Source organism: Paraburkholderia sp. A1BS-2L, assembly GCF_051125205.1.
In the GTDB taxonomy this organism is placed as follows: domain Bacteria; phylum Pseudomonadota; class Gammaproteobacteria; order Burkholderiales; family Burkholderiaceae; genus Paraburkholderia.
Genome location: NZ_CP120430.1, coordinates 263,554 through 277,299, shown reverse-complemented (window position 1 = coordinate 277,299; position 13,746 = coordinate 263,554). Strand labels below are relative to the sequence as shown.

The 13,746-nt window shown below is 63.5% G+C and carries 13 protein-coding genes; 10 read left to right on the top strand and 3 right to left on the bottom strand.

What is annotated here, in order from left to right:
• The first annotated feature begins 10 nt into the window (after nt 1-10).
• From P5W98_RS25795 to tssF, 5 genes are all read left to right on the top strand, one after another.
• The gene (locus P5W98_RS25795; RefSeq protein WP_421027599.1) at nt 11-2,209 is read left to right on the top strand and encodes a T6SS effector phospholipase Tle3 domain-containing protein; all 2,199 of its coding nucleotides are present in this window, start codon (nt 11-13) and stop codon (nt 2,207-2,209) included.
• Nucleotides 2,206-3,678, top strand: coding sequence for a virulence factor (locus tag P5W98_RS25790; RefSeq protein WP_421027598.1), 1,473 nt, complete (start codon nt 2,206-2,208; stop codon nt 3,676-3,678). The genes P5W98_RS25795 and P5W98_RS25790 overlap by 4 nt, the downstream gene beginning before the upstream one ends.
• 117 nt (nt 3,679-3,795) lie before the next feature.
• Nucleotides 3,796-5,133 carry a virulence factor gene (locus P5W98_RS25785; protein WP_421027597.1) on the top strand — a complete coding sequence of 446 codons (1,338 nt, stop codon included), beginning with the start codon at nt 3,796-3,798 and terminating at the stop codon, nt 5,131-5,133.
• 16 nt (nt 5,134-5,149) lie between these two features.
• The gene (locus tag P5W98_RS25780) at nt 5,150-5,413 is read left to right on the top strand and encodes a PAAR domain-containing protein (RefSeq protein WP_421027596.1); all 264 of its coding nucleotides are present in this window, start codon (nt 5,150-5,152) and stop codon (nt 5,411-5,413) included.
• A 104-nt stretch (nt 5,414-5,517) separates the two neighbouring features.
• Nucleotides 5,518-7,368: a type VI secretion system baseplate subunit TssF gene (gene tssF, locus P5W98_RS25775; protein WP_421027595.1), complete on the top strand. Its 1,851-nt coding sequence runs from the start codon at nt 5,518-5,520 to the stop codon at nt 7,366-7,368.
• Between the two features lie 43 nt (nt 7,369-7,411).
• Here the strand turns inward: tssF and P5W98_RS25770 are convergent, their stop codons facing one another.
• A complete protein-coding gene (locus tag P5W98_RS25770) occupies nt 7,412-8,068 on the bottom strand; it encodes a glutathione S-transferase family protein (protein ID WP_421027594.1) in 657 nt (218 codons plus the stop codon).
• Nucleotides 8,069-8,119: 51 nt separating this feature from the next.
• Nucleotides 8,120-8,941 (bottom strand): acyltransferase family protein, encoded by an 822-nt coding sequence (locus P5W98_RS25765; RefSeq protein WP_421027593.1) that lies wholly within the window; start codon nt 8,939-8,941, stop codon nt 8,120-8,122.
• Here P5W98_RS25765 and glnH point away from each other — a divergent pair.
• The 5 genes from glnH to P5W98_RS25740 are packed head-to-tail and all read left to right on the top strand — an operon-like array spanning nt 8,882 to nt 13,103.
• Entirely contained in the window at nt 8,882-9,628 is a 747-nt protein-coding gene (gene glnH / locus P5W98_RS25760; RefSeq protein WP_421027592.1) for a glutamine ABC transporter substrate-binding protein GlnH, read from the top strand. The two genes, P5W98_RS25765 and glnH, sit on opposite strands and share 60 nt — an antisense overlap.
• Nucleotides 9,629-9,651: 23 nt before the next feature.
• Nucleotides 9,652-10,308, top strand: coding sequence for a glutamine ABC transporter permease GlnP (gene glnP, locus P5W98_RS25755; protein ID WP_421027591.1), 657 nt, complete (start codon nt 9,652-9,654; stop codon nt 10,306-10,308).
• Nucleotides 10,305-11,045 (top strand): glutamine ABC transporter ATP-binding protein GlnQ, encoded by a 741-nt coding sequence (glnQ, locus tag P5W98_RS25750; RefSeq protein ID WP_421027590.1) that lies wholly within the window; start codon nt 10,305-10,307, stop codon nt 11,043-11,045. Before glnP ends, glnQ begins: the two co-directional genes overlap by 4 nt.
• A gap of 23 nt (nt 11,046-11,068) precedes the next feature.
• A complete protein-coding gene (locus P5W98_RS25745; protein WP_421027589.1) occupies nt 11,069-12,169 on the top strand; it encodes a C45 family autoproteolytic acyltransferase/hydolase in 1,101 nt (366 codons plus the stop codon).
• Entirely contained in the window at nt 12,105-13,103 is a 999-nt protein-coding gene (locus P5W98_RS25740) for a MurR/RpiR family transcriptional regulator (RefSeq protein WP_421027588.1), read from the top strand. The genes P5W98_RS25745 and P5W98_RS25740 overlap by 65 nt, the downstream gene beginning before the upstream one ends.
• Before the next feature lie 42 nt (nt 13,104-13,145).
• Here the strand turns inward: P5W98_RS25740 and P5W98_RS25735 are convergent, their stop codons facing one another.
• A complete protein-coding gene (locus P5W98_RS25735) occupies nt 13,146-13,616 on the bottom strand; it encodes an RbsD/FucU family protein (protein WP_421027587.1) in 471 nt (156 codons plus the stop codon).
• Nucleotides 13,617-13,746 lie beyond the last annotated feature (130 nt).

Sequence of the window (13,746 nt, the reverse complement as noted above, 5' to 3'; positions counted from 1 at the left end):
CCAAGGTCCGATGGTCTTCGATGTTACGAGCGAACTGATCTGCGTGAAGCAGCAGCCCTTGCCCGGCGTCGTCATTTTCGTGCACGGCGTGAACTCCGAGGGCGAATGGTTCGAAGCCGCCGAGGAAGGGCTGTGCCAGGGCCTCAACCGCCGGCTCGCGAGGCTGGACGACCAGATGGCGCACAGGGGTGTCGTCGGTGGGCAGCTTTCCCCCGTCTCGTACACCGAAAGCCTGACGCCGGATGGCTTTCTCAATCCGAAGCTGTGGGCCGGAACCTACATCAAGCCTGATCCGTCGTTCTCGCCGGTCATCCACTTCCGCTGGGGCTACAAGGCCAACAAGGAAGAACTGAAGGAGTACGGCGACAAAATCTTCCTGAACGAGCAGGACTACTGGGGCGGCGGCCCATTCGCCAATGGCTGCACCAGCTTGCCTGACCTGTGGCACGAAGGCATCGACGACCGCATTTTCGGATTCCTCTCCGTGCAGGCCCTGAATCCGACGCAACGTCCCCTGTATCGCACGCCGCCGCGCGGCTATGGCGTGCTGGCCGCGTTACGTCTTGCCAGGCTGGTGCAGTCGATCCGCCGGATGCAGGCCAATGTCCCGATCACGATCGTCTGCCACAGTCAGGGCAACATGGTGGGCCTCACGGCTGCGTTCTTCGGCGACGCGTTCCCGGAGGTTCAGGACCCGTGGGGCAACACGGGACGCTGCGTCGCCGATGCCTACGTGCTCGCGAATCCACCTTACAGCCTGGCGAACACCGACACCTTCCTGGAGAACTGGTCCCAGCGCGAAATGCGCGACGCCCGGAACCGGGGCGGCCGGCAGACCTACGCGGCGCGCACCCAGACCCTGCGCAGCTTCTTCGACATCATGCGCGCGCGCACGGCATTCGAAATGCCGGCCGCCAAGGTCGATGATGACATGGCCAACACGCGTACCTCGGAGACGGGCGGCAAGCCCTACACCGCCGGCGAAGACCGTACGGCTCACGGCCTGAACGGCTACACCTATGGCCGGGTGACGCTGTATTGCTGCCCGCACGACCAGGTGATTTCCGCCGCCACGGTTCAGGGCATCGGCTGGCGCGGGCTGGGCCGCGTCGTTGAAGATCCCGCCCAAGGCGGGCCGCGCGCGCGCAACGGGATGCCAAACGACGAACTGGCCGACGTCGGCGCCCATGGGGTGCTGACCCAGCGCGTCTTCGCAAGCGGCTTCGAGGTCGGCAGACAGGCTGACTATCACTACTGGGAAAACGACTGGCGCTACAGGGAGGGCAAGACGTCGGGGTTCTGGTTTCCGCCTTCGCCGCCGGCCAGATACGGCATCAAGCATGCATGGAGCGCCAACGAGAACTACGTGGCGAAGCTCGCCACGACCGCTACCGCGCCCATGCTTTATCTCGTGACGATGGCGACGTCAGCCTTCGGCCTGTGTCCGGTCAACGCCGAGCCGCCGAAGGGCTGGACGGTCACGGCCGATGCGCCGCCGCTCGATGAGCCGTTTGCGCCACAGGCCCTGCGGTACGGCAAGGAAGTTCACATCACCGATGGCGAATTCACGAGCAACTTCAACGAGGGCAACGACCCGCTGGCCGCGGCCCGGAATGCGGACAAGCAGGACAGGAACGCCGACGACCCCTACGACAGTTACAAGCTCAAACAAGCCGACCAGGAAGCGGCCGGCGACGTCGGCAGCGAGGCGTCACAGCGCTACGAGGACCACGCGATCCTGCGCATGCGCGTGCGCAGGGACGGCAATTCGCAGTGGATCGACGGCGAAGGCAACGTGATCGGCGAGGACGGCAGGAGCGCCCTGCCCGAGGGGTACGCGCAGTGGCGCAACGAGCAGGTTACGGAGATCCTGGATGGCAGCCGGACGAACAACCCGACCAACCACTCGACCATCATGACGAACCCGATGCATGCGCGAAAGGCGCTTGCTTATGACGTGGCGATTGGGTTGTGCTACCTGTCGCCGGAGCAGATGGCTGCCTTGAGGATCGAGGCGGACTGGAGGCTGGGGAAGGGCATGGATAAGACGAATCCAAACAAGAAGTACTGGGAATACTTTGATAGCGGGACGATGAATGGCGACGCGATTACCAAATGGCTTGCGAGTGATCCGGAGGGCCGCCGGCCCGAGAAGATCGCCGATGAACGTGAGGGCCAGTTCTATCTGAATCTGGGAGTTGTGGCATGAGCGCGCTGATCTCGACGTGGCCGCGCAGGCTGGCGCTCGCCGTGCTGGCAATGGTGCTGGGCGCGCTCTTCATGTTTTATTTGACCGTGGAGGTTGGCTACCCGCCGGCCGCTGAATTAACTACAGGAGCGTTGATGAAACGACTCGTTGCCATACCCGTCCTGCTGGCCATCGCAACCTTTGCATTCACGACGGCCGCCATGATGCCAACGCCGGCCCTGGCCGCCTCGCCCCACACCGGCACACCTCAGACGGATCCCGCCAAACCCTTCATGGCGCAGGTTGTCGGGCTCGAATGGCTTAATCCGCTGCAGCGGCGCGACTACCCGACCGAGTGGCAGGTGTTGTGGGCCATGGGGCTCGTCAAGCCGAACAAGAACGATGACATGGTGCGGACAGACCCGAAGTCATTCGCCACGTTGCAGTCGGTGGCCGGGGTCGCCTACGGCAATCACGGCAAGGAAACTTTCGACGGCTTTTATGAAAAATATATGGACGAGTTGCTCGTCAAGTTCGACACCCGCTACGTGACGAACGCGAAATACTTCTACACGGTCAAGCCCGACAACAAAAAGGAGTGGCGGGAGTTAGCGGGGATTCATGTTGAATTCGCGATTCCCACCCGCCTTGATCCCATCGACGCGCAAACTTTTTTGCACAAAAGCATCGTCAGGCGATTCAACATCGGAAGCAGGAGCTTCCCCAGCCTCTGGAGCCGCGACACGCCTCCCGACGTGCACGTCACCCCCGGCGGTGCGAACGCGGGCTTCACCTCGCTGAACAACGCGCTGGACTACCTCCAGGCGAACCCAGACAAAAGCGTCTGGGTGATGAACTGGGACGCCCCGAGCTTTCCGCCAAAGGACGGCCAGCTCAACGAAAACATGGTGCTGCTGTTCCTCGCCGGCCCGCAGATGAAGACCGAACGCGCCCCGCTCGCCTGGATCGGCCGCGCGGCCACGGGAAACGTACAGGACTTCGAACGAAAGCCCGGCACGACGCGCGCGGTCGAAGCATGGAAGGCCACGATCGCCGCCGCCGCGCACAATGCGAACGTATCGGTGCCCGATATCCACTACACGATCCACGATGCGGGCAGGGGCAGCGAAGCCTCCTCCTCGCGCATCGGCTCGCTCGGCCGCACCCTGACCGAGACGATGCCCGACTTCGACTTCCAGAAGCAGACCTTCAACACGCCGGAGCTGCTCGGCGAAATGGGCGCCGGCACGGCGCTCACCGATGTGGTGCTGGCAATTGGCCGGGCGAATCATCTGGGCGAGACCGTGCTCGTGGCCGGCACCACGGACGCGGACCATCCCGTTGCGGTCGTCGTGACACCGCCGCCCCAGGTCGTGCCAATCGATCCAGACTCGGACTGGTTCCGCGCGCGCGGCGAAAACAACGCCTATCTGCCGTGGTGGGGCCGGCGCTACGACTCGAAGTATGGCCAGCAGGGCTGGTCTTGGTGAGTCCGGAGCGCAGGCCATGAAAAGCATCATTCTGAAACGACTCGTTACTGTACCCGCCGTGCTGGTCTTCGCGACGCTCTTGGCTACCCGCCGGCCGCTGAATTAACTACAGGAGCGTTGATGAAACGACTCGTTGCCATACCCGTCCTGCTGGCCATTGCAACGTTTGCATTCACGACGGCCGCCATGATGCCAACGCCCGCCCGGGCCGCCTCATCCCACACCGGCACACCTCAGACGGATCCCGCCAAACCCTTCATGGTGCAGGTTGTCGGGCTCGAATGGCTTAATCCGCTGCAGCGGCGCGACTACCCGACCGAGTGGCAGGTGTTGTGGGCCATGGGGCTCGTCAAGCCGAACAAGAACGATGACATGGTGCGGACAGACCCGAAGTCATTCGCCACGTTGCAGTCGGTGGCCGGGGTCGCCTACGGCAATCACGGCAAGGAAACTTTCGACGGCTTTTATGAAAAATATATGGACGAGTTGCTCGTCAAGTTCGACACCCGCTACGTGACGAACGCGAAATACTTCTACACGGTCAAGCCCGACAACAAAAAGGAGTGGCGGGAGTTAGCGGGGATTCATGTTGAATTCGCGATTCCCACCCGCCTTGATCCCATCGAAGCGCAAACTTACTTGCGCGAAAATATCATCGGTATGTTCAATATCGGAAACGATGAGTTCACCAGCCTCTGGAGCCGCGACACGCCTCCCGACGTGCACGTCACCCCCGGCGGTGCGAACGCGGGCTTCACCTCGCTGAACAACGCGCTGGACTACCTCCAGGCGAACCCAGACAAAAGCGTCTGGGTGATGAACTGGGACGCCCCGAGCTTTCCGCCAAAGGACGGCCAGCTCAACGAAAACATGGTGCTGCTGTTCCTCGCCGGCCCGCAGATGAAGACCGAACGCGCCCCGCTCGCCTGGATCGGCCGCGCGGCCACGGGAAACGTACAGGACTTCGAACGAAAGCCCGGCACGACGCGCGCGGTCGAAGCATGGAAGGCCACGATCGCCGCCGCCGCGCACAATGCGAACGTATCGGTGCCCGATATCCACTACACGATCCACGATGCGGGCAGGGGCAGCGAAGCCTCCTCCTCGCGCATCGGCTCGCTCGGCCGCACCCTGACCGAGACGATGCCCGACTTCGACTTCCAGAAGCAGACCTTCAACACGCCGGAGCTGCTCGGCGAAATGGGCGCCGGCACGGCGCTCACCGATGTGGTGCTGGCAATCGGCCGGGCGAACCATCTGGGCGAGACCGTGCTCGTGGCCGGCACCACGGACGCGGACCATCCCGTTGCGGTCGTCGTGACACCGCCGCCCCAGGTCGTGCCAATCGATCCAGACGCGGACTGGTTCCGCGCGCGCGGCGAAAACAACGCCTATCTGCCGTGGTGGGGCCGGCGCTACGACTCGAAGTATGGCCAGCAGGGCTGGTCTTGGTGAACCGGGAACGCAAGTCATGAAAGGCATCATTCGAGTAGGCGACACAACCAGCCACGGTGGCCGGGTCGAGACCGGCAGCAAAGACAGCGAGGTAATGGGCAGCGCGGTTGCCCGCAAGGGCGATCGCTGTATTTGCCCCATAAAGGGACACGAAAACTGCATGATCATCGAAGGCGATCCAGCCTTCATGGTCGACGGCAAGCCCGCCGCGTTCGACTGCCATAAGACCTCGTGTGGCGCAATATTGATTTCCAGCCGGCTGTCCTCCGGGCGGACTTGAAAAGCGTCCCCCTTCCCGTTGCCGCCATCAAGACAACAACGGACGGCCATCGGTATTGGCATATTTAAATTTGGACATGCTAATTATCAGTTTCACGCAAAGAAATGGACGATCTAATTTCCTCCTACGAACGCGAGCTCGGGTATCTGCGTGCTTCGCTTGCGGAATTCGCCGCGAGATATCCCGAGGCCGCCGCGCACCTGTCACTCAGCGGCCAGCATTCCGAGGACCCGCACGTCGAGCGCATGATCGAGTCCGCAGCGCTGCTCAATGCACGCACGATCGCGCGTCTTGAAGACGATGTCCCCGAGTTCACGAAGCCGCTGCTTGAAGTCGCGTATCCGGAATACCTTCGTGCGTTTCCCTCCTGCACGATTGCCTGTTTCGAGAGCGGCCAGAAAGTCGCGGAAATGACGAAACCGCAAGTCATCGAGCGACGCGCCGAACTGAAAACCATGACCGGAGAATGCGTCTTCGAGACCGTCTACGATGTCACCCTGGCGCCACTGCGGATCGCGGATGCCGGGTATCGCCTGCCCACCACCGCGCCATCGAATATCCGCTTGCCCAAGGAGACGACCGGCATTCTGTCCATCGTCTTCGACACATTCAACGCCAATGCCGATCTGCGAGCTATCGCACCGGCTACGATCCGCGTGTTCGTCAAGGGCGCCCCGTCCACCGTTGCGGCCGCCATCGATGCGCTGCTGCAACGCGCACCCGGCGCATTCGTCGAGGTTGATGGAAAAGGGCGATGGACCGCGTTGCCGCACGTGCCAGTCAGCCTCGCCGGCTTCGATGACGACGATGCAATAATCGAGCGCGCCGACGGCAGGCGCTCGCCGTTCCGACTTCTGCTGGAATATTTCGCATTCCCGCATAAGTTCGATTTCGTCGATATCGACATGGCGGCGCTGCTACGCAGCGCTGGCTCGCACAGGCGCTTTGCCCTTCACGTCCCGGTGCGCGGCGTGCACCCAGACTCATTCGCCGCGCGCGCGCTGGACAAACTGGGCCCGACGAGCTTCCGGCTCTCGTGCACGCCGGTAGTCAACCTGTTCCGGCGTCCGGCGGATCCGGTTGCGCCCAAGGACGCGGTGACGCCAGCCTGGCCGCTCGTGCCACAAACGCTGAAGCCGGACAATGGATCGGTCTGGATCGTGGATGCCGTCCGGGTCAGCGTGCAGAAAGGCAACGACACCACAATCGAGCCGGTTCCTGCTTTCGAGTCGCTGGCTCATCACGGTCACACGGGCCGGCCGGGCACGCGCCAACCATTTTTCTGGATCATGGAGCGCGACAAGCGCTTCACGGAATTCGTCGCTGGGCAGGACACGCTGCTTTCGTTCGTTGGCCTCGACAGCCGGCCCCTCAAGCCAGAGGGCATCGATCAGATCCATGCGGACCTGCGATGCACGAACGGCAATCTCCCGTCCGCCATCGAACCGGGCGACAGCAGAGGAGATTTCGACTTTGCGGGGGAGGTGCCGGCAAGCCGCATCGTCATGCTACGGCAGCCAACCACCAGCCTGCCCCGACCGAAAAAGCCCGGCCGCTACTGGAATCTCGTGAGCCTGCTTTCGCCCGGAACGTTCACTTTGAACCAGGCGGGACTACCCGCGTTGAAAGCCATGCTGTCGGGGCACGTTCCGCACAATTCGCCGTCCGCGACCACGCATATCGATGCGATCGTCGGGCTGGCGAGCGAAGTCGCGGTGGAGTGGATGATCGAAAAGCCCCAATCGCGGCTCGAACGGGGACTGCGCGTTCGACTCTCCGTCGATGATGCGGCCCTCGCGGGCTACTCGCTCAGCACGTTCACGCGCGTGCTGGAAAGCGTATTCGTCCGGTATGCCCCCGCGCATAGCTTTGTGCAAGTCGTGCTCATTTCGGCGCGCAACGGCTCGGAACTCACGCGTGGCCAGTTGCTGCCCGGCACGGCCGCGCTGGTCTGAATGCCGAGTCGGGATCGTTGGCCGCGCGCCGCTGCGCCGGACCTCAATCCCTGTCGGGCGCGCCTGGCGGAAAGAGTGGACGGTAGGGCCTGGCCTCCTCCACCGCACGCGCAAACGACGGCCTCGCGAGCAAGCGCGCGCGATAGGCGCGCAGCACCGGAAACGTCTCGGCGATGCGGTGCGTCCAGTCCGCATAGAACAGCGACGGCGCCGCCGCGCAATCGGCCAGCGTGAAATCCGCACCGGCCGCCCAGGCGCTGTCCGCCAGCCGCGCTTCGAGCCATGCATAGGCCAACTCCAGCTTTTCCCGCGCAAACGCGAGGCCATCGGCACGCTTCGCGGCGTCGCCCGTCAAGGCGCCGTCCACGGCGCGCTGCACTGGCGTCATCACATGCAGATCGAAGAATCGGTCGAGAAAACGCACCTCGAGTGCGGCCATCGGATCAGCGGGAAGCAGGCGCACCGGCCCCGGATGCGCGAGTTGCAGATATTCGATGATGATGCTCGTCTCCGCCACATTGCGCGCCCCGTCCACCAGCACGGGAAACTTGCGCAGCGGCCAGCGTTGCAGCCAATCGGCCGTATGCGGCGAATCGGGCGCGATAACGCGAAATTCAAAGGGCGTGCCGTTCTCGTATAACGCAACGAGCACCTTCTGCGTGTATGAAGAAAAAGGATGACCGTAGAGCGCCAGCGACATCTCAAGACCTCCCGACACAGGCTGATGGTGACAGCCGCCAGACTACCTCAATCACTGTACTAGCGGACCGCTGCGTGACACCATCGTGCGCTTGAGGCGCAACGCGGGCGCTTCCACGCCTCGCCAGCTTGCGAATGTAAGCGGAACGCAAATGGCCGTCACGCACGCGAAAGCCGCCAGCGGCACAATCGCTGGCAACCCATGCGAGATCAGTTGCGTGACGGGCCAGCCGTAGAGATACAGGCCATAGGAAAGGTCATCGCGCGTGCGCAGCTTTGCGAGCCAGGGAGACTGCAACTGCCCGACGTAGAACAGGAGATAAGCGCCCATCGTCGGTGTCACGGCGCGCGTCACACTCTGCGTCGCGAACAGGGCGGCGACAAACACGATGAGCGCGCAAACGGCGAACGGCGCGCGCAACGGAATGCGCCCGCGGAATACATAAAAACACACGCCGGCCAGGTACATCGATACGAACCAGATCATGAAGCCGGTCACGCCGAACAACGCCAAACCCTCCTCGCCGCGTTGATGCGGCGCACCGTACATTGCGGCGAAGTTAACGGCGAGTGCGACTGCCAGCACCACCCAGCGGCGTTTCATGACACCGCACAGCCCGATATCAGCATCAGATAGCAGCGCAGCTCGAACGTGATCGTCCACATCGAGCCATTGACCGATGGAATCGGCCATAGGGTAAACCCGCTTCGGCGCAAAAATGCGTGTTTCCCTATTGCGCAAATTATTTTGCGCGCAAATACTAATCGCAAATCCAATTGCTTTTTGGCTCCATCCACCACCGAAGGGGTTGTCATGAAACTCATAGCAAAGCTCGCCATGGCCGCACTCGTCGCCGTGTCCATTACGGGTCAAGCGGCGCGAGCCGAGACCTTGCTGGTCGCCTGCGATACCGCGTTCGTGCCGTTCGAATTCAAGCAGGGCGACAAGTACGTCGGCTTCGACATCGACTTGTGGGCCGCCATCGCCAAGGATCTGAAGCTCGACTACAAGCTGCAGCCGATGGATTTCAGCGGCATCCTGCCGGCACTGCAAACTCATAACGTGGACGTCGCGCTCGCCGGCATCACGATCAAGGACGAGCGCAGGAAGGTCATCGACTTTTCCGACGGCTATTACGACAGCGGCTTCATGCTGATGGTCCCCACGGCCAGCACGATCAAGGGCCCGGACGACCTGAAAGGCAAATCGCTCGCCATCAAGACCGGCACCTCGGCGGCGGACTACGCGAAAACCCATTTCGGCGGCACCGACCTGCGTCAGTTCCCCAACATCGACAATGCCTATCTGGAACTGCAAACCGGGCGCGTCGACGCGGCCATGCACGACACGCCCAACGTCCTCTACTACATTCACACTGCCGGCAACGGCCGCGTGAAGGCCGTCGGCCCGCAGATGATGGCGCAGCAATACGGCATCGCCTTCCCGAAAGGCAGCGCGTTGGTGCCCAAAGTCAACGCGGCACTCGCGAAGATCAAGGCCGATGGCCGCTATGCCGCGATCTACAAGAAGTGGTTCGGCGTCGAACCGGCCAAGTCCTGATCCACCGGAACCCGGAGAGCCCCATGCAGTTCGATCTTTCGGTCGTTGTCGACGCGCTCCCCGCCCTGCTCCAGGGCGCGCGGCTCACGGTGCTGATAGCCGCCGTGGGCCTCGCGGGCGGCTTGCTCGTCGGCTTCCTGTTTGGCCTGATGCGCGCCTATGGCAACGCGCTCATGCAGAAAATCGCCTTCGTCTATGTCGAATTCGTGCGCGGCACGCCGATCGTCGTGCAGGTGATGTTCATTTACTTCGCACTCCCGTTGATGCTGCATGTGCGGGTGGACGCGCTCACTGCCGCGATCGTCTCGATCATCATCAATTCGGGCGCCTATATTGCGGAGATCGTGCGCGGCGCCTTTTTGTCCGTGCCGCGCGGCCTCAAGGAGGCGGGGCTCGCGCTCGGCATGCCGATGTGGCGCGTGCTCGCATTCGTGGTGGGGCCCGTCGCGGTGCGCCGCATGACGCCGTCGCTCGGCAACCAGTTCATCGTGAGCCTCAAGGACACGTCGCTCTTTATCGTGATCGGCGTGGGTGAACTGACGCGTCAGGGCCAGGAGATCATGGCCTCGAATTTTCGCGCGGTCGAAATCTGGACGGCCGTGGCAATCATCTACCTGTGCATGATCGGCGCGCTGACCTTCTGCCTGCGCACGATGGAAAAAAGGATGCGGATACTATGAGCACCGGCAAAACCATGGTGCAGTTCAAGGGCGTGACCAAGCGCTTCGGCCAGACGACCGTGCTCGACGCGGTGGACCTGACCATTCATGCGGGCGAAGTCGTGGTTCTGATCGGGCCGTCCGGCTCAGGCAAATCCACGCTCCTGCGGTGCATCAATGCGCTCGAGCATATCGACGGCGGCGATCTGGTCGTCGACGGCATCAGCGTGCGCGACGGCTCGCGCCAGGTTCGCGAGATCCGCAAGGAAGCGGGCATGGTGTTCCAGCAGTTCAACCTGTTTCCGCAACTGACGGCGCTTGAAAACGTCGCGTTCGGTCCGCGCCAGGTGCGCGGCATGGGCAAGAACGAGGCCCAGGCGCTCGCGCGCGAACTGCTCGCAAAAGTCGGTCTCGCAGAGCGAGTCAACCACTATGCGAGCGAGTTGTCCGGCGGCCAGCAGCAGCGCGTGGCGATCGCGCGCGCGCTCGCCGTGAAGCCCAAATTGATGCTGTTCGACGAGCCGACCTCAGCGCTCGATCCCGAGCTGCGCCAAGAAGTGCTGCGCGTGATGCAGTCGCTCGCCGAAGAAGGCATGACGATGGTGGTGGTGACGCATGAAATGGCTTTCGCGCGTAAAGTGGGCACGCGGCTGATCTTCATGGAGCACGGCCATATCACCGTCGACGGGCCGCCCACCGCGCTGCTCGACGCGCCGCCGAATCAGCGCCTGCGCGATTTTCTTCAGCATGTCGAATGAATTTTCAGGCAAATTCTCAGGCTATGCCAGCACTCGATTTCATCAAGGTTTCCGGCACACCCTTCGAAGCCGGCCAGGCGCTGGGCCGTTTCGGGTCGAGCGCCGTACAGGGACATTTGCTCCAGACTCGCGCCTGGCGTCAAGTGATGCAATGGCGCGGCAGCCCGTTGGCCGAGGCGATGGCGAAGCACGTCCGGCTGGGCTTCCCGCGCATCTGGCAGGAACTGTGCGGGCTCGCCGATGGGCTGGGCGTGCCTTTCGAACAGGTCTTGCTATGGAACTGCCGTGGCGACCTGCGGCTAGACCCGCATGCAGCCGGAACGCACGACGGCTGCACGACCGTGCAACTCGGGCGCGGCGAGACCCGGCGCATCAGCCACAATGAAGACGGCGATCCCGGCTTTGCGGGACATTGCGCGATTGCCGAGTGCCGCATCGAAGGCAGTCCGGGCTTTGTGTCGTTCGTCTATCCTGGCTCGCTGCCGGGGCACACGTTCGCAGTCACGGAGGCAGGCCTCGCCGTCACGGTCAACAATTTGCGCCCGCTCCACACCGACGCGGGCGTGCCGCGCATGGTGCTCACGCGCGCCGTGCTGGATGCGCCCGACCTCGACGCCGCGGTCGCAACGCTGCGCGATACCCCTCGCGCCGGAGCGTTTCACCTCACGCTCGGGCATCGCGCGAGCCCCGATCTGCTCAGTGTCGAGTTCAATGCGCGCCAATGCTCGGTGCTGGCCATCACGGCGCCGTCGCTGCACGCCAATCATGCGATCCACCCCACGATGCGCGACGATCCGCAGGTCGTGACGGACTCCTCGCGCGACCGGCAGCGGCGCGGCGAGCAACTGCTGGAGCAGGCGTGCAGCGCCGTCGACCCGCTTGCGGTGCTCGCCGACACGAACGGCGGGAATCTCGCGGCGCTGCCGATCTACCGCACCGATCCCCACGACCCCGATGGAGAGAACACGCTCGCTACCGCCGATATCGCGATCAAGACGTCTCACATAGAATGGGACATTTACGAACAGCCCGGGACGCCGCCCCGGTATCGATTGATCGATGGATACAGACAAGCACAAGACGCGCCGTCCGAGCAGCAGCCGCGACGCGGCACCGGCGTCTGACGCCATGCCCGGCGCGCCGCGCACGGTCGACGGCCTGCGCGAACTGATGGTGCGCATCGGGCGCGGCGAGGCGAATCTTTCGCTCGGCGGCAAGGCGCATTCGGTGCTGGCGCACCTGCTCGAGCAGCCCGAGGAAGTCGCCGTGCGCACCATCACGGATCTGGCCACGGCGCTGGGCGTCAATGCATCGACGCTCACGCGCCTGACGACGAAGATCGGCTACACGGGTTTCGCCGATTTTCAGAGCGTCTTCCGTGACAGCCTTGCCCAACAGCATCGGCATTTTTATACGCACCAGGCCGAGCAACTGGTTGCCGGAAAGAAGTCGCGGGCACAATCGGCGCAAGCCAACCACACCTCGCCCGAGGTCGAGGTGGTCGCCCAGCTTGCACGCGAATCGATCACCAACGTGGACGCATTTCTCACGCGGCTCTCGCCCGCCGACCTGCGCGGTGCGGCCGCGCTGCTTGCCGGCGCGCCGCGCGTGCGCGTGCACGGCTTGCGCCAATTCAGCGCGCTCGCGAGCTTTCTCTGCTATGGCCTCGGCATGATTCGCGCCGACGTTGCCCTGCTCGACGCGCACGGCCTGGGCGTGGCCGAAGGCCTTGCGCAGTTGCAGCCCGGCGACGTGGTCGTCGTGTCGAGCGTCGCGCCCTACACCCGCAGCGTCGCCGATGCCGCCGTGGCCGCCGCCGCCGCCGGCATGACCGTGATCGCCATCACCGACACGCTCGCATCGCCGCTCGTGCCGCCCGCGCGCCATACCTTTCTGATTCCGCACGAGAGCAGCTTCTTCAGCAATAGCATGGGCGCGTATCTGATCTTCTGCGAGGGCTTGCTCAATCTCGTCGCGACGCACCTGGGCAAGCAGTCGCTGCAAGCGCTGGCGCGGCGCGAACGACTCATTACGGCGCTGGGGATCGAAACGGGCTGAGCGGACAGCGGCGACACCTGCCGCACGCCCCGCCGCTCCGGCTTACTCGCTTGTGCGCGGCGCATCCGGTGCGAGCAGCACGCCCTTGGTAAACACAAAGCAGCCATAGCCGCGCGTTTCGCCCGTGGCGATCACGCAGTACGCCTTGCGTGCGCGCGCATAGAACGCATGGCGCTCGATCGGCGCGAACGGCACCGCGCGCCCCTCGGCGGCATCGACCTCGGCCTGCGCCTCGCGCTGCACGGCGGGAATCGTATCGGGCTCGCCCACCACTTCCATGCGCATCGCGGGCGCTTCCACGAACGTATCGAGCGGCAATACAGAGAGGATCGCGCGCACGGCGCGCGGCGAATCGGCGCCATCCATGCGCAGGAGCTTTCCCGAAACAGTTGCGCGCGCAACTGAATCGGCGGGGAAATTCGCGTCGCAAACCACGACTTCGTCGCCGTGTCCCATGGCGCGCAACGCGTGCAGCACGTCGGCGTTCAGCAGCGGGTCCAGATTTTTCAGCATGCGTGTCTCCTCTGTCTACTTCGTCGATGTCGATGAAAGAATCGTGCTGGTCACCGTTGCAATCATATCGTGGCCGTACGCGGCGGCCAGATTGTCATGCGCCATTAGGCGTTGGTTGGGACGGGATTCG